The organism is Neobacillus drentensis (assembly GCF_036962765.1).
Lineage (GTDB): Bacteria > Bacillota > Bacilli > Bacillales > Cytobacillaceae > Neobacillus > Neobacillus drentensis_C.
In genome coordinates this window covers 1-15,453 of sequence record NZ_JBALOS010000044.1, presented here as the reverse complement: position 1 = coordinate 15,453, position 15,453 = coordinate 1, and the positions used below count along the sequence as shown (strand labels likewise).

Here is a 15,453-nt window from a genome sequence, read left to right as displayed (position 1 = left end):
AATATCATGTCTTTTTTCTCAATATTTATCTAGTTACATCTTAAGTAGTCCTAAAAAACCATAACCATTATTATAACTCAACGTTAAATAAAATCATAGTTTATAAATAACCTTTTTCCTTAAGACTCACAAACTTATTTTCCCCGATGATCAAATGATCGAGTAAATCGATGCCAATGATCTTTCCGCATTCAACCAGCCGCTTGGTGACTTCAATGTCCTCGCGGCTTGGAGCGGGGTCTCCGCTGGGATGATTATGTGCGGCAATAATAGAAGCAGCTGACCGCTTTAAAGCCTCGCGGAACACCTCCCTAGGGTGGACAATCGAGGCGTTTAAGCTGCCAATAAAAATGGTTTGTTTATGAATGACTTGGTTCTTTGTGTTTAGGTACATACAAACAAAATGCTCTTGTGATAAAAAGCGCATATCATTCATGACATACTTTGCTCCGTCTTCCGGTGAGCGGATCACATAACGGTCCTTATAATCCAGGTTGGCAATTCTTCTACCAATTTCGACAGCAGCGAGGATTTGAATGGCCTTGGCTGAACCAATCCCTTTTATCTCGGTCATTTCTTCTAAGGTAGCAGCTTTTAAAAGTCGTAACCCTTCAAAGTGGGTCAATAGTCGATTCGATAATTGCAAAACCGATTCATCTTTTGTCCCTGTTCGCAGCAAAATGGCGATCAGTTCATGATTCGATAAGCTTTGTGGTCCATGTTGAATAAACCGTTCTCTGGGCCTTTCATCTTGAGGGAAATCACGGATCATTAATGTATTGGTGGACACTTTTTTTCCTCCCTTATTAAGGGAGTTAAGGAACAAAAAAGTTTAATACGGCAACTGGTAGCCTGCCTTTTTCAATTCTCTTACCGTTCGTGAAACAGGCAGTCCGACAACCGCAAAATAGTCTCCATTTATTTTTTTGACAAGCATACTTCCGAGCTGTTGAATGCCATATGCACCTGCTTTATCAAGCGGTTCACCACTTTTTACATACGCCCGTATTGAGTCGTCCGTTAACTCCCAAAACCAAACTTCTGTTCTTTCATAAAACTTAGTCGTACCTGTTGGAGACACAATCGAAACTCCTGTAAATACTTCATGCTGACGACCTGACAAGCTTTTTAACATGGCAAAAGCTTCTGCTTCATCTGCGGGCTTTCCTAAGATTTGATTATTCGCAACAACAATTGTGTCCGAGCCGATCACAAAGGCGTCCTGGTTTTCTTTAAAAACAGCTTGTGCCTTACGTTCGGCTAACTCCATCACAACTTCTTTAGGAGAGAGAGCTGGGTCAAAACTTTCATCAACTTCACTACTTGAGATCGCGAATGTTAAACGGAGAGTTTCTAGAAGTTCTTTTCGCCGTGGAGAAGAAGAGGCTAAAATGAGGTTCTGCATTTGATCACCTTACCTTTGGTACGTATTAGGGAGATACAATTCAATCGTATCAGAAATTGTAGTAGCAAACAATTTTTATATCATTAAATTTTGATGGAATTTGTAAAATTATGCAAAATATTTCTGGTTTTGGTAAATAAAAAAAGCCTATCAAATATTTGATAGGCCATATTTCCCGGAAAATATCGATAGTTGTCGATATTCATTACTTAGAAAAATAGAGCGACAGGAAGGTTAGCAAATGCTGTTGTGCGTCAGTTAGATTTTTTTCGTCTTTTGACTCTTGATACGACTTTACTTTATCGTTTGCACTTACTAATTCTGCTTTTAGATCTTTTATCTTTGTGTTTTTTACACTAGTTTTTAACGGCACTTCAATTTCTGAAAGAACTTTACTAGCATCCTCGGACAGCTCCTTGGTGACGAGCGCATTTGAAGTGGTAAGAGATAGCGTTTCATAAATGGCAGGTACTGCTTTTAAAAAGGACTTTTCTTTATCAGTGCTAGTAGAAAACTTCTTTTCCTCTAATAACAATGGCTTCGCAAATACATCTTCAATTCCATCTTCTTTATATTGAGCCCCTAATGCTTTAGCTTCTTCAATCGAATCGGCCACCCCTAGAAATAAATAATACTTTCCATCCATTTCCACTGATTGAGATGGCACGCTTTTCGGAGTTAGATTAGCAGCTGTTTCTTCGGCACCAGCTTCTGATGAAAATACCCCGCCTTGAATGATATACGTAGTTAGCTGAGGTATGGCAACAGTTGACGTATTCTTTCCCTCCGTCGTTTTCGTCTCGGTACTGACAGGCTTGTCCGTGACTACTGTCGGTTCCGTAGTTACCGTCTTGTTAGATGGAGGTGTTAACACCAATTTAAGCATAACCACACCGATTGTCGATCCAATCAAGATGGCGAATACTGCTGAAATTAAGATGGATCCTAACGGCCTTCCTGTTTTCTTTTTTGTATTAGTAGAAAAGGTTGTTACTTTGGGAAATGTTGTTTTTTTGTTAGTTTGACTTGGGATAATTTTAAACTCCTCGATGTCTTGATCAGAGGATTCAGGGATAATCCAGTCAAAACTTTCGTCTACCGATTCTTGTGCAGCCGCAGTCTCACTAAACACATCCGATTCTGAATGCTCCGTATTTATTTTTATCACTTTAGGAATAGGGTCGATGTTTGCTTCAACCTCTTTTTTTGGAGGAACTTCCTGATGGGGCGTGTTTTCTCCATTCAATTTAATCTTAATTGTATTGCCTTTGTTAGGCTTGTCCACGAAACCGTACTCCTCTCTCTTCCAAAGGGTCATTGGGTTCATCCTATCATAAAGACAAAAAAAAATAACAAGACTTTTGTCGTCTTGTTACCGTAGTCTTTCGCCAAATTATTTACAAGTTTGGTATGGTGGTAATTATGGCTGTGATTGTGCAGTTGCTGGGAACTGGCTTAGAGGATTGTCCTTGTTTGCTGGTTCAGGAGCATCAATTTCTGGTAATTCGTCTTCCAGATCTTCTAAGCCCGGCATGTAAAAAGCTGAAGCCGTTAGACTGTAGCTTATTGACTGTTCTGTTTGCGACAAACTAGTTATTTCCTCTCCACCAGAATAAGTGATTGCTTCAACAACAACAATCCTTTGTAACGATTCGAGTGTTTCAATAAACTTTTCTAAATCCTCGTATGTCGGTGATTCGACACTAAGCTGCACACTTAGTTTTTTTAAACCTTCTGGTACAGTGGGGGCTTTTTGCTTATTTTCTATGCTTGAATTTGCATCATTGGGATCAGTTGATGTTTGGGCAGCATTTGTATTTTCTGTATTCATTTGATTACTAGTTGAGGAAGCATCCGTATCTTTACTAAAGCTCATTGCAGAAATTTTACTATTAGAAACGTTTTCCGCTTTTTCTAAATCTAAAATAAACTGTTCCTGAAGCGGCCGGACTGGAACTTTATTCTGAAGCACGCTCGTATCTACAGTAGATGGCTCAGCAGTGTTAGCGTTTTTTTGACTAACAATATCTAATAGCTTTTGTTCATTCTCTAATGATTTTTCCTTAATTCCTAAATCTGTTTTCAACGGTGTTAATATAAAAAACTGAGCATAGGCAAGGAGTACTACTAATATTAGAGTGATGGTTCCAACTATAAGTTTGTTTTTTTTTGAGAAATGAAGCTTCATGAACCCTTCACTCCTCCCTCATATTGCTTGCTCTCTTTTAAAACTTTCTTAATGGCCTCTTTATCAAATTTAATTTCAAATTGGCCCGTATAACGGGGGAGAATATTATTCACAGTAATGTCTGAAGATTCCGTTGTGTTATTTTCAATATTTTGATTTATCGCGGTATTGGTTGTATTAGTATTGGCACTGGTATTCTGATTAGAAGTTGAATCAGTAACAGTGTTATTCTGATTATTGATAGATGAATTAATATCTGTATTCTTTTGATCCGTAGGACTTGTAGTCGGACTCGTTGTATTTTCTTGGCTATTTAAAGCTACTTCATTATTAGTAGCATTGGTTTCGGTTTTAGACTGTTTTGCGGATAATGAAGTCAGACTTGCTTCTTCAACCCATTTAGAGTGGTTGAGGCTGTCTAGGAAGTATGCAGCTTCTCTTGCGTTATCAAATTGAACATACAGTGATACTGCCCCTGTTTCTGTGTAACCAAAGGATAGAATAAAGCCACGCTCAGGCAATAGAGAAGTTAGGTGCTGCATGACAGGTACCGTTTGAACAGAATAATCGTTAGCCCATTGTATAGCAGTTTTTAACTGGTTAACAGAACCTGCTGAAGCGACTATTTTACTATTTTGATTTTCTTTTTCTACAATTTTTTGAGTCACCGAAATTTGTCGGTCTAATGAAGCTATTTCATCTTTTATCGTTTGGGTTTTCCAGAAATAAAACCCACCAATTAGCAGTAACATTACAAGTAAACTGGATAATGTAATGATGAAACTATATCTTTTCGGTTCCTTTTGGGGAAGCAAGTTAATATCTACTAACATTATTTCACCTCTTTTAAAGCAAGACCTAAAGATAGTAAAAAGTTAGCCGGCATGCTTCCTGTTTTTCCATGCAATTTATCATCTAGTGATAATAAATCAACTGGAACTTCAAATCTTTCTTTCATTTCATTCACAATTGCTTGAAGCATTGGATGGTCACCAGTGAGTAAAAATCTGGATACATCCTGTTTTTCACTGCTAAGTGAATATCTATAAAAATCAAGTATTTTAAGCAATTCCTTAAAAATATCTTCAAACTGAATGACCATTTCATCTGTATCGCCTATAAATTGTAATTCCAACATGTCTACGCTGCCACGTTTAATGTCCCACTGATCGAGATTAAAGGGTAATGAGAATGGGCGCATAATAACAGGGACACTATCTTCAAAAATGCATAAATTAACATGTGTTAAATCAATCTGTACGATGATAAGTTTTTCATTTTGATTTGCTAGACCAAGTCCATGAAATAGACGGTATAGTGCAAGTGGAGAAATATCCGCTGCGATTGGGTTTAATTTCAAACTGGTAAATAATTCGGCATATTCCATTACATGCTGTTCTGGTGCCGCGAAAAGTAGAAGGTCCTTGGTCTTTCCATTATTCGAGAGTGAAAAAAAGTCAAAAAATGGTTCCTCAAAGGGTAAGTGGATACTAGACCCTAGTTCCAAATACAAATAGCCCTTCATTTCATCATCCTGGATTTCTGCTGGAACCGTTACTTTTCGGATGATAACTAACTGATCTGGAACGATAAAGCAGACCGAACGTCGCTGAATTTTCCAATCATCAATACATTCCTCTAAGATATTCGCTAAGGAATCAATATCAATAATTTTCCCATTACTAATAATTCCTGGTGGAAGCAGGCGTTCTCCCCATTTTTGTGCTCCTGGGGGATTCGTTTGTTTTAATTCAAGAAAACGAATCGAATGGTCATTGATCACCAGGTTGATTATTCGGTTTTTGGATGTGAAGAGGGAAAAAGCCATATAAAAAACCCCTTTATTTAAATCCGTTATTTAGGTAACGTAAGTAAAAGTCAATGATTTCCGTTCCCCAATAATAGGCGGTTATAGTACCTGCGGCAATAAACGGTCCAAATGGAATTGGTTGACGTCTTTTGACGATTTTAAGAAGTAACGATAATCCACCAATTACTGCACCGTATAATGTTGATAGAAAGAAAGATAAGAGGACAAGCTTAAACCCCAGGACTAAGCCAAGCAGTGCATAAAGTTTTACATCCCCGCCTCCCATTCCACCCTTACTGACAACAGCAATGAGTAAAAGAAGACTGAAACCTGTTACAGCACCAAGAATACTGTCCCACCATGGGCTAAGCGGCCAAAATATACGCTCCAATAAAAAAATCCCTGCAAACCAAATCAGAATTTTATCAGGGATGAGCATATAATGAATATCAGAAACAATGATAATCATAAACATCGAAATTAGTGAAAGTGCGACTAATAATTCACCAGACCATCCGATAACTAGTGGTGCTGTTGCAAACATAATCCCTGTAAGTAGTTCAAAAGTCGGATAGATAGGAGAAATCCGCGACTGACAGCCGCGGCATTTCCCCCCTTGAATTATATAAGAAACCACAGGGATGAGTTCAAATGCTTTTAATTGATGTCCGCATGTTGGACAAGTAGATCTCGGTTTGATTATTGATTGTTTTATTGGGACTCGAAGTCCGATTACGTTATAGAAGGAACCAAGGATAGTACCGTATAAAAAAAGTATAAAAAGTATCATAATTATTACGGAAGAGTAATATCCGTTCTACCTAAAGCAGCAGCATCTTTAGTAGAATCAGTATAACTAGTTGCAGTCATATTAGCAGCTACAGTTGGTTTCAATGTTACTTTGTATGAAATTTTAGTACCTCCGGAAGTTTCTTTACTTATACTCACTTTAGAAGTAGCAGTGTCATAAGAGCCTGATTTACTCGGATCCTTCATATCTTCTACATATCCTTTTGAGATTAAATCAGAAAGAAGAATATCTGTAGCTGTTGTAGTAATATCTAATTTTTGATCAGCAATATACAGTCTTGCTGATTGTGCAATTTGACGAGCATTTGCAATGTGGGCATCTTTTTTAGAATTGTCTAACAACCCCAAAATTGATGGTACTGCAATGGCAGCAAGAATTCCTAATATTACAATAACTGCTAGCAATTCGATTAAGGTAAATCCTTTTTGATCTTTTAACTTGTTCTTTAACATTTGAAGCATTATTTCATCTCCCTTATGGTTCTATTAACCTAGTAATAATTACTCTTGTAGTATACATTAATGGACTAAGAAAATAAAAGAGGATTATTTGGATTTTTGTCGTTTCAAATCACTTTTTTATTATTTTGTCAATTATTGATTTGATTGTTGAAACTGGTCGAACATGGTGAACATAGGCACCATGATTGCAGCAACAATTGTCCCAACCAAGCCAGCCAAAAGAACAATCATAATTGGCTCAATTAACGCTTTCAAGCGATCGGTGACTGTTTCTACTTCTTTCTCATAAAATTCCGCAATTTTTGAAAGCATCGCATCAAGTGCACCAGTTTCTTCACCAATCACAATCATTTGAGTGACCAAAGGAGGAAAGGCCCAATGACTTTTCATAGGTTCTGTCATGGATCTTCCTTTTTCAAGTGAATCACGGGATTCTCGAATCACTTTGGCTATAACTTCATTCTCTACGACTCTTTCAACGATCGACATTGCTTGAAGTATCGGGACAGAACTAGAGAATAAAGAACTTAGTGTCCTCATCATCCGTGCAAGTGCAGCTTTTTGTAACATGTTACCAAAGATAGGCATCCTTAGAAGGAAGTAGTCAACATAATATTTCGTTTTAATATTTTTTTTAAGAGTGATTATTGCAAATGCAAATGAAAAAATAATTAATGCTACCAGCCACCAAAACGATTGCATAAAATCACTTGATGCTAAAACGAATCTAGTAATTGCCGGTAATTGTCCACCTAAATCAGCAAACATAGTTATAAAAGTTGGTACAACAGCGACTAACAAAAAGATAACTACTACGATAGCAATTATCCCAACTACTACGGGATAGGCAAGAGCAGAAACAATTTTTTGCCTTGTGTAGTGCTGCTTTTCGAAATGGTCGGCTAATCGCTCGAGCGTCTCATCTAAATTACCGCTGACTTCCCCTGCTCGAACCATATTAATGTACATCGGAGTAAAGATTTTCTTATGCTTTGAGACAGCATCAGAGAGAGGATTTCCTTCTCGTAATTCCTGTTCAACGTCTAACAAAGCTTTCTTAAGTGCTTTACTTTCAGTTTGCACTGCAAGAATTGCTGTTGCTTCGACAACTGTTACTCCTGCCCTGATTAACGTCGAAAATTGTCTTAAATAAATAACAAAATGCTGTAGTTTAACTGGATTTCCTAATGATATATCCTTAGTCATTAGTGTCTCAGGGACTTCAGTCATCTCAATGACTCTGATTCCCTCTTCTTTCAGTTTGAGCATTGCTTCCCGCCTGGATCCAGCATTGACGGTGCCGTGCCGTTTGCCTTTTCGGTCCCGACCCTCATATTTATATCTAGCCATTCATCATCATCTTTTCATGCAAGTACTGTGTGGCTGATTCTTTTTGAATCAGATTTCGATCTAATAGGTCTCGAATGCTCATTTCAAGTGTATGCATTCCTTGGGCACGGGAAGTTTGCATCGTACTCTGAATTTGATGAACCTTCTCATTCCTTATTAAATTGGCTATCGCGGCATTGTTAACCATAATTTCGGTTGCAGCTTTTCTTCCTTTTTTATCTGGTGTAGGAAATAATCGCTGGGAAATGACTCCCACTAGGACCGACGCTAACTGAACACGAATTTGTGGATGTTGTGCTGATGGGAACACATCAATAATCCGGTTAATGGTTGTCGGGGCACTTGAAGTATGCAGTGTTCCTAACACAAGATGTCCTGTTTCAGCAGCAGTTATGGCTATCGACATCGTCTCTAGATCCCGCATTTCACCGACAAGAATAACATCTGGGTCTTGTCTTAATGCCGCTTTTAATCCGCTTGCATAGTTATTTGTATCAAAACCAACCTCACGTTGATCAATAATAGAGTTTCCATGGCGATGGAGATATTCAATCGGATCCTCCAAAGTTATGATGTGCTTACGCATAGTCCGATTCATATAGTCAATCATTGAAGCAAGTGTTGTCGATTTACCGCTGCCAGTTGGCCCAGTGACAAGAATAAGTCCCTGAGGCTTTTCCACTAGTTGCGAGACAATCGCTGGTAAGTCTAACTCCTCTATAGGTGGAACCTTGGAGGACACCACCCTTAGGGCTATTGAAACACTTTTCCGTTGATGATAGGAATTAACTCGAAAGCGTGAACTTCCCGCCACGCCATATGAAAAGTCGATCTCCCCTTTATTCATAAAAACTTCCCACATATTTTCAGGAATAATGGCTTTTGCCATCGCTTCTGTATCGGCTGGCAGTAAATTGTCTGTTCCGTACCTTTTAAGGTCCCCATTAATTCTCATAACAGGAGGAACACCGACTGTTAAATGGACATCCGAAGCTTTATATTCAATTGCAGCACGCAGTATTGCGTCGATTTTATCTTTCATTTTCGCACTCCTACTCCAGAATCGCTACACGTAATACTTCTTCGGTTGTTGTTAAACCTTGTTTGACTTTTAATAATCCATCGTCAATTAAAAAAATCGTTTTATTTTTACTCGCTAATTCCTTGAGTTTTTGAAAGGATTCTCCGTTCATCATAGCCCGGCTCAATTCATCATTTATTACTAAGACCTCATGTAAGGCAATCCTGCCTTTATAACCTGTCATGTTGCAAGAAGAGCAGCCTTTTCCACGGGATATTTTATCTATTTTCATCCCACGTTTGGCAAAAATTTCGATTTCACGCTTTGAAGGTTCTTGAATTTCCGTACAATCGCGACATACCTTCCGGACTAAGCGCTGTGCAACAATCCCGCTTAAAGAGGAAGCGAGTAAGAACGGCTCAACCCCCATGTCAATCAACCTTGTAACTGTTCCGATAGAATCATTTGTATGAAGAGTACTTAAAACTAAGTGACCGGTTAGTGAAGCACGAATCGCCACTTCTGCTGTCTCTCTATCACGGATCTCGCCCACCATGATAATATTTGGATCTTGACGAAGAATTGATCTTAGTCCTGCTGCAAAGGTCATACCAACATTTTGATTCACTTGAATTTGGCTAATTCCTTCCAATTGGTATTCAACAGGATCTTCAATTGTAATGATATTGACTGCTTCACTATTCAGTTTGTTTAGTGCTGCATATAGGGTTGATGATTTACCTGATCCAGTTGGTCCTGTAATCAGAACGATGCCAGTAGGTTTTTCGATCATTTCAGCAAATCTTTTCGCATTAAGAGAATTAAAACCAAGTTTATTTATGTCATTTAATGTTGAGCCCATATCCAGAATCCTCATGACTATTTTTTCGCCATAAACAGTTGGTAGTGTCGAAATACGGAGGTCAACTGGATGAAACTCAAGATTTAATTTAATGCGCCCATCTTGGGGAATTCTGTGTTCAGTAATATCAAGATTAGACATAATTTTAATTCTAGCTGTTAACACACTTTGCATATGGTGAGGCAGAACACGCTCCACCCGAAGAACACCATCAACTCGGTATCGGATAACAACCTTGGTTTCCTGAGGGTCAATATGAATATCACTAGCCCTTTGGATTACTGCATTCGACAAAATTTGATTCACAAGACGGACAATCGGTGAATCTAGGTCAGTTACATCATCTACACGTCCCTTTTCATTTTTCTGAAGTTCAACCAGGAGCTCGTCAAAGGCTTCATCAATATCATAATATTTGTTAATCGATCTAAGAATATCGTCTTTTGTCGCAATGGCTGGCTCAATTTGAAATCCAGTGGACAAACGTAAGTCATCCATAACAAAGAAATCCATCGGATTTGCCATAGCGACAAATAACTTATTTCCATCTTTTTTTAACGGAATGATTAAATTCCTTCTTGCAGTTTCTTTTGAGATGAGTGAAAAAAGTTTTGTTTCAAATGGATAATTGAAAAGGCTAATATGTGGGATACCGAGCTGATATTCCAACACTTCAATTAACTGTTGCTCGGTTATTAAGCCCCTGTCCAATAATGCCTCACCAATTTTTTTAGTTGGATTTTTCTCCTCTAGGCTTGTTTGAAGCTGTTCAACTGTAATTAATCCTTCTTCAATTAATAAATCGCCAAGTCGTTTACGTGCTTGCCTCATTTTGATCCCTGCTTTTTATTTTGGTTGTTCATTCGTTTTTCCCCATATGTCACTTTCACTTGGAACATGTTTTGTTGGATCAGTGGTTGTAGTGGTTTGGTTATTGTTTGCGGATGAATCATTAGACTGATTAGTTGTATCAACCTTATTATCGGACGAGTCATTAGGTTGAGTGGTTACTTGCGTTCCTTCAAGGCCGTGAATTTCCACTTGATATAAAGGTGGATAATAATCCTCTGAAATTAGTTCCGTCTTAATAAGTTGGTCACCTTGATATACTTCGCGATAAACCTTAACAATTTGCCCCTCTTCTCCTTTTGTTTGTACCTTTGTCTTACCTGGGAGCAGCAAGGGACTATATTGAACGATTGTCTTAGGCGCTAATTTTTGTTCATCTTTCGTTGTAATTTTATAAGTATAAACTAATGCTTCACCCATCAAATTAACCTTTAACCCTTTATTTATTAGTTGTAATTTAAGGATATACTTTGCTTTATTCGGATTTGCTATCACTAAATCCGCCGTTTTAATCAGATTAACTTTAGCTTCGTAGCCCAAACTGGAATAATCAGGTAAATTACTACTAATATTTCTTTCAATTATGGAAAAATTCGAGGGCAAGATTACTTGATAAATTCCAGTTGCAATCATGTTTAATGTATCAATATCCTCAATATTTTGTTTCTTAGCAAACTCCAGTAGTGAAAAAGTAGATCCTGCTGCCATTTCTATTTCAGGATTTTTCTCGATTACAGATTTCAAACCTAAAGGAATATCATTCATTTCTATTACTGAAGTATTTATGATTGAATCCTTTTTCATATGGTCTGAGAGTAAGAAATCATTAAAAAGGTCTAAGGTCTGTGAACCAGATGCAAAAAGTGCAGCAGTTGAATTTAGGCTCCTCGTAAGCTTGTCCGCATCAACGTCACTAGCTTTAATTTGTGGAAAATGAATCTTTAATTGTTCTTCCACTTGTACTTTATCAACAGTAATGAATGCAGGATTTATTTGACCATCCTTAATGGAGTCGACTGTTTGCTGGGCATCAAGATGAAATTGGTTTAAATCAAAAGGAGCTGTTTTTTCTCCATACTGTAGTTCTATAGTCGTTTCCTTAAGCCAATCCACATACTTTTCCTCTAACAGACTAATCGCTTCATCCTTTGTTTTACCTGAAACATTTACTGCACCGATTGTCGAGCCCTCGGAAAATTCCCCATCAACATTTGTTATTTTTTCAAATGCTTTTGCACCGTAATGAGAGAAGCAGAAAATAAAGGTAGTACCGAGAAATAAAACAAAAAACAACTTTATGAGCTGCTGGTTTTTGCCCAACTGTATTGGCCTCCCTTCATACTACTTTTGCAAGCTAATTTTTTTCATTGAACCAATTTCTTTAAGAACATCCGCTTTACTCACAGCCAATTCTTTTGGTATAAGTAGAAAATCAAATGTAGAATCCTCGATTAAATCATCCTCAACAGAATTATGCTGGTTAAAGTCATTTTTCCCATGAATAATTGTTGTGCGGTCATCAATCTCTTTGAGGTGATCTATTTGATCTTTTATCTGATCTATCGATGCTTCAACCAGTAATGACTCAATATCAGACAAATAGCCAATTTCAGACTCTATTTCGGCAAAATGCTCATTAACTTTGACCTCTAAATTTCGTTCAAGCAAAAATGAAATGTCATCATCTTGTAGGGTATTTTCATTCTCAATAACTTTTTCAAGTCCATGCATTGTTAAAAAATCACTACTATCTGTCAAGTTTGAAAGAGTACGTTCTAATACTTTTACTTCCGAATGGTCTAGTGAATCAGGGAGTGTTTCTAAGTCCATTTGTAAATCCGAATGAGAGAAAATTAATTCATCACGTAATTCTTCTTCGTTTGAAGGAAATTCTTTAAATAACTCAGTGCCAATGCGCTTATCCATAAAGTAAGCTGTAAAAAAGATGAGTGCTACTAAAATCAATGCCGTTTCCCATAGTGGGAATGATGAAGAGGCAACGAGACCTCCTAATCCAAGCAAAAAGCTGGCCAAAACAGTAAATAATTTCCCTTTGACAGTGAAACCTAATGGTATAACTAATATTATCGACATTAGGATTATCACAGAACTAAAGACCCAAATTAGCGGAAGCATGATTCACACCCTCTCTATCATCATTAATACTATTAAACTACATTTTATTTCAATGCTTTCCATTATTTGATCATTTCTATAAAAAATAGACAAAAATCGCCCACTAAAATATTGTATAATACTATTTAGTATTTTAAAAGCTGCATGCCGATGTACTATGTTTGGCATTATTTTCAAATGTTTTCATCTTAGGTACCCTTCCTCACTTAAGATCTTTCTATAATTGACAGTTGATGAATATAGTATTTTTGTCCTATTATAGGATAGATATATCTTCTTGATTCTTTAGGACCTACTCGGGTATTCCATTTAAAAAAACTTGTTATGAATTCACCCTTGAAGGGATTGAAATATATGCAAATAAATTATAATGAAAAAGGCTTAACTCTAACCGAGGTTCTCGCATCATTAGTTATTTTATCAATAATCTTTTTATCAATATTACGTTTTTTTCCACAAATGGGACTTATGAATAAGGTAAACGAAGATAAAACTCAAGCTATAAATACAGCAAAACAATTATTAATAGTTTGGCAAAACTCTATTGAAGTGCAAAATTATCTGGAAGACCAAACAACTGGTAGTTTGCCTGGATTTGTAAAATCTGAAGGTGATTTTTATTACTGTAAAACAACCGAGGGTGACTTTACTGCAAACATAAAAATAAAGAGAACTTCTGAATTAACTTCTGCTGCAACAGCTTCTCCCTTTGAAGTCCATTATATTGAAATCCAACTTTTGAATAAAAGGAATACAGTCGTCAGTGAAATATATGGTTATATTAAATTTTGATTGGAGGAGATGATTTTATTGATCCATAACCAACGTGGATTAACACTTATCGAGTTATTGGTAACTATAGCTATTGTCTCCTTTATTGGTATTATTATAGTGAATATCCTATCCCAAAGCGTTATTTATTCACAAAAATCTATTTCAAAAAATTTTATACAACAAGAGGCAAATATCCTCAATACACAATTGATAAAGATACATCAAAAATCTAAACAATATACTTTCACTAATTCTAATTGTGAAATTAATGTCTTTATTAATAATAAAGACAATAGCACCCAAACCCAGCTATTTACTAATAGTAAATTATGCTATTCTATCAATCTTTCAGGTACTGTTATTCCAGGACAAGAGGATAAAAATTTAATTCTTACTGTCTCAGATCGTAATGACTCTAGTAACAATGTTGTGATTACCACATTACTCTATCGGTTAAAGGATGGTGGGTTTTGATGAAGAATGAACAGGGGTACACACTTGTTACCGTTTTATTAATGATAACAATTTCGATGATTATTTTTTTATCTTTTGTGGGACTCTCTTATAGCAGTGTAAAACAAAATCAAGTTGTCGAAAAGAACTCCAAGTCGGTGGCACTAGCAGAAATGGGAATATCCTATTATCAGGTTGCCGTACAAAATATATATGAAGCAAACAAACAGGCAGTTAACGATCAGGTAAAAGCAACAATCGAACGGGATCGAGCTACCGGACTTAAAACGGAGACCTACTATGTTGATCTTGGCGTTTCGCTAATGAAAGAAGCTATTCGGCAAGGACTTGCTTCGGAGCGAAGTTCTGTTACATTAGAGGGAAAACCTCATTCTACATTTTCAATTCAAGAAAGTAATTATTTTGATGTAAGTAAAGATAAGAAAATTCTTTTGAAAATTAATGGAGTCGAGAATGGAAAAAGTACCACTCTTAGTACGGAGCTTAGCTTTACTCCCGTCATTAGTGGTTTAAATGTGGCTAGCGCAGCTACTTCTAGTTACGTTCTCCCTACCTTGAACACGATTCCAGTACCAACAAATGTATCAAGTACCTGTAAAAATCCTATCTCTTTTAATACTACTTGTACTGAAATATTAATTGATACTCTTAAAACCTACTCCGACAATATCAACGGTCTTAGCAATAAAATTATTTATTCTACTTACCCAACAGGTGTTTTCACTATTAACGGAAATGCCAACAATATGAAAAATATGAAAATTCATACTGACAATTCCTTTTACCTAGGATTAAATGCCAACAACGCCTCCACATTATTTCTAGAAAGTAAGGGGAATGCTACTTTTGGAAGCCAATTCAGAATAGATACAACATCCAAACTTTATATTGGTGGTGGATTAACGGTCAATGGACATTTTGAACTTGCTGGTAATTCCATAGTTTATGTTGGAGGAAATGCAGTAATCAGCGGGAAACTAACCATTCCTAGTGGTTCAAAAATGTGTGTCGGAGGAACATTAACCGTATCAAAAAAGCAGACAATTACCGGTGACTTAATAGTAAAAAGCAATGTATCAGATGCTGTATTTAAACAAAAATGTGGAATTCCCTCTGCTACACCTTTGGATATTACTTGGAGCGATAAACTACTAAATAATGTTAACTATGAATACTAAACTAAAATAAAAAAGTACACATTCTTGAAATTTCATGAACGTGTACTTTTTTATTTTAAACTCCAGTTTTATAAGAAATTACCTCTATTATATAGTGCTTAACAAGACGAATACTCCGCCACCCGATTCCGACC

The 15,453-nt window shown here is 36.7% G+C and carries 16 protein-coding genes; 3 read left to right on the top strand and 13 right to left on the bottom strand.

Going from position 1 to position 15,453, the window contains the following annotated elements; translation table 11 throughout:
• Positions 1-100 precede the first annotated feature (100 nt).
• The 13 genes from radC to V7137_RS07440 form a co-directional block, all read right to left on the bottom strand.
• Positions 101-790 (bottom strand): RadC family protein, encoded by a 690-nt coding sequence (gene radC / locus V7137_RS07500; RefSeq protein ID WP_308128790.1) that lies wholly within the window; start codon positions 788-790, stop codon positions 101-103.
• Between the two features lie 42 nt (positions 791-832).
• On the bottom strand, positions 833-1,405 hold the full coding sequence (locus V7137_RS07495; RefSeq protein WP_335697504.1) for a Maf family protein: 573 nt from the start codon (positions 1,403-1,405) through the stop codon (positions 833-835).
• Positions 1,406-1,610: 205 nt separating this feature from the next.
• Positions 1,611-2,690 carry an SPOR domain-containing protein gene (locus V7137_RS07490; RefSeq protein ID WP_335697503.1) on the bottom strand — a complete coding sequence of 360 codons (1,080 nt, stop codon included), beginning with the start codon at positions 2,688-2,690 and terminating at the stop codon, positions 1,611-1,613.
• 135 nt (positions 2,691-2,825) lie between these two features.
• Entirely contained in the window at positions 2,826-3,593 is a 768-nt protein-coding gene (locus tag V7137_RS07485; protein ID WP_335697502.1) for a hypothetical protein, read from the bottom strand.
• Entirely contained in the window at positions 3,590-4,426 is an 837-nt protein-coding gene (locus V7137_RS07480; RefSeq protein WP_335697501.1) for a hypothetical protein, read from the bottom strand. Before V7137_RS07480 ends, V7137_RS07485 begins: the two co-directional genes overlap by 4 nt.
• Positions 4,426-5,421 carry a type IV pilus biogenesis protein PilM gene (gene pilM, locus V7137_RS07475; RefSeq protein WP_335697500.1) on the bottom strand — a complete coding sequence of 332 codons (996 nt, stop codon included), beginning with the start codon at positions 5,419-5,421 and terminating at the stop codon, positions 4,426-4,428. Before pilM ends, V7137_RS07480 begins: the two co-directional genes overlap by 1 nt.
• Positions 5,422-5,434: 13 nt before the next feature.
• Positions 5,435-6,193 carry a prepilin peptidase gene (locus tag V7137_RS07470; RefSeq protein WP_335697499.1) on the bottom strand — a complete coding sequence of 253 codons (759 nt, stop codon included), beginning with the start codon at positions 6,191-6,193 and terminating at the stop codon, positions 5,435-5,437.
• Positions 6,194-6,198: 5 nt separating this feature from the next.
• Positions 6,199-6,675 (bottom strand): type II secretion system protein, encoded by a 477-nt coding sequence (locus V7137_RS07465; RefSeq protein ID WP_335697498.1) that lies wholly within the window; start codon positions 6,673-6,675, stop codon positions 6,199-6,201.
• Positions 6,676-6,807: 132 nt separating this feature from the next.
• Positions 6,808-8,025, bottom strand: a complete 1,218-nt coding sequence (locus V7137_RS07460; RefSeq protein ID WP_335697497.1) for a type II secretion system F family protein — start codon at positions 8,023-8,025, stop codon at positions 6,808-6,810.
• Positions 8,018-9,067: a type IV pilus twitching motility protein PilT gene (locus V7137_RS07455; RefSeq protein ID WP_335697496.1), complete on the bottom strand. Its 1,050-nt coding sequence runs from the start codon at positions 9,065-9,067 to the stop codon at positions 8,018-8,020. Before V7137_RS07455 ends, V7137_RS07460 begins: the two co-directional genes overlap by 8 nt.
• Before the next feature lie 10 nt (positions 9,068-9,077).
• On the bottom strand, positions 9,078-10,739 hold the full coding sequence (locus tag V7137_RS07450) for a GspE/PulE family protein (RefSeq protein WP_335697495.1): 1,662 nt from the start codon (positions 10,737-10,739) through the stop codon (positions 9,078-9,080).
• A 15-nt stretch (positions 10,740-10,754) separates the two neighbouring features.
• Positions 10,755-12,077: a G5 domain-containing protein gene (locus tag V7137_RS07445; RefSeq protein ID WP_335697494.1), complete on the bottom strand. Its 1,323-nt coding sequence runs from the start codon at positions 12,075-12,077 to the stop codon at positions 10,755-10,757.
• A gap of 21 nt (positions 12,078-12,098) precedes the next feature.
• Positions 12,099-12,893 carry a hypothetical protein gene (locus V7137_RS07440; RefSeq protein ID WP_335697493.1) on the bottom strand — a complete coding sequence of 265 codons (795 nt, stop codon included), beginning with the start codon at positions 12,891-12,893 and terminating at the stop codon, positions 12,099-12,101.
• Positions 12,894-13,247: 354 nt separating this feature from the next.
• Between V7137_RS07440 and V7137_RS07435 the strand changes: the two genes are divergently transcribed.
• The 3 genes from V7137_RS07435 to V7137_RS07425 are packed head-to-tail and all read left to right on the top strand — an operon-like array spanning position 13,248 to position 15,319.
• The gene (locus V7137_RS07435; RefSeq protein ID WP_335697492.1) at positions 13,248-13,685 is read left to right on the top strand and encodes a type IV pilus modification PilV family protein; all 438 of its coding nucleotides are present in this window, start codon (positions 13,248-13,250) and stop codon (positions 13,683-13,685) included.
• Between the two features lie 18 nt (positions 13,686-13,703).
• Complete coding sequence (locus V7137_RS07430; RefSeq protein WP_335697491.1) at positions 13,704-14,141, top strand: type II secretion system protein; 438 nt, start codon at positions 13,704-13,706, stop codon at positions 14,139-14,141.
• Entirely contained in the window at positions 14,141-15,319 is a 1,179-nt protein-coding gene (locus V7137_RS07425; protein ID WP_335697490.1) for a hypothetical protein, read from the top strand. The genes V7137_RS07430 and V7137_RS07425 overlap by 1 nt, the downstream gene beginning before the upstream one ends.
• The last annotated feature ends 134 nt before the right edge of the window (positions 15,320-15,453 follow it).

Bases quoted from the DNA above. Each gene is read 5' to 3' on its own strand.
- V7137_RS07495 (WP_335697504.1), bottom strand. From the start codon at position 1,405: ATGCAGAACCTCATTTTAGCCTCTTCTTCTCCACGGCGAAAAGAACTT.
- V7137_RS07485 (WP_335697502.1), bottom strand. From the start codon at position 3,593: ATGAAGCTTCATTTCTCAAAAAAAAACAAACTTATAGTTGGAACCATC.
- V7137_RS07480 (WP_335697501.1), bottom strand. From the start codon at position 4,426: ATGTTAGTAGATATTAACTTGCTTCCCCAAAAGGAACCGAAAAGATAT.
- pilM (WP_335697500.1), bottom strand. From the start codon at position 5,421: ATGGCTTTTTCCCTCTTCACATCCAAAAACCGAATAATCAACCTGGTG.
- V7137_RS07470 (WP_335697499.1), bottom strand. From the start codon at position 6,193: ATGATACTTTTTATACTTTTTTTATACGGTACTATCCTTGGTTCCTTC.
- V7137_RS07465 (WP_335697498.1), bottom strand. From the start codon at position 6,675: ATGCTTCAAATGTTAAAGAACAAGTTAAAAGATCAAAAAGGATTTACC.
- V7137_RS07460 (WP_335697497.1), bottom strand. From the start codon at position 8,025: ATGGCTAGATATAAATATGAGGGTCGGGACCGAAAAGGCAAACGGCAC.
- V7137_RS07455 (WP_335697496.1), bottom strand. From the start codon at position 9,067: ATGAAAGATAAAATCGACGCAATACTGCGTGCTGCAATTGAATATAAA.
- V7137_RS07450 (WP_335697495.1), bottom strand. From the start codon at position 10,739: ATGAGGCAAGCACGTAAACGACTTGGCGATTTATTAATTGAAGAAGGA.
- V7137_RS07440 (WP_335697493.1), bottom strand. From the start codon at position 12,893: ATGCTTCCGCTAATTTGGGTCTTTAGTTCTGTGATAATCCTAATGTCG.
- V7137_RS07435 (WP_335697492.1), top strand. From the start codon at position 13,248: ATGCAAATAAATTATAATGAAAAAGGCTTAACTCTAACCGAGGTTCTC.
- V7137_RS07425 (WP_335697490.1), top strand. From the start codon at position 14,141: ATGAAGAATGAACAGGGGTACACACTTGTTACCGTTTTATTAATGATA.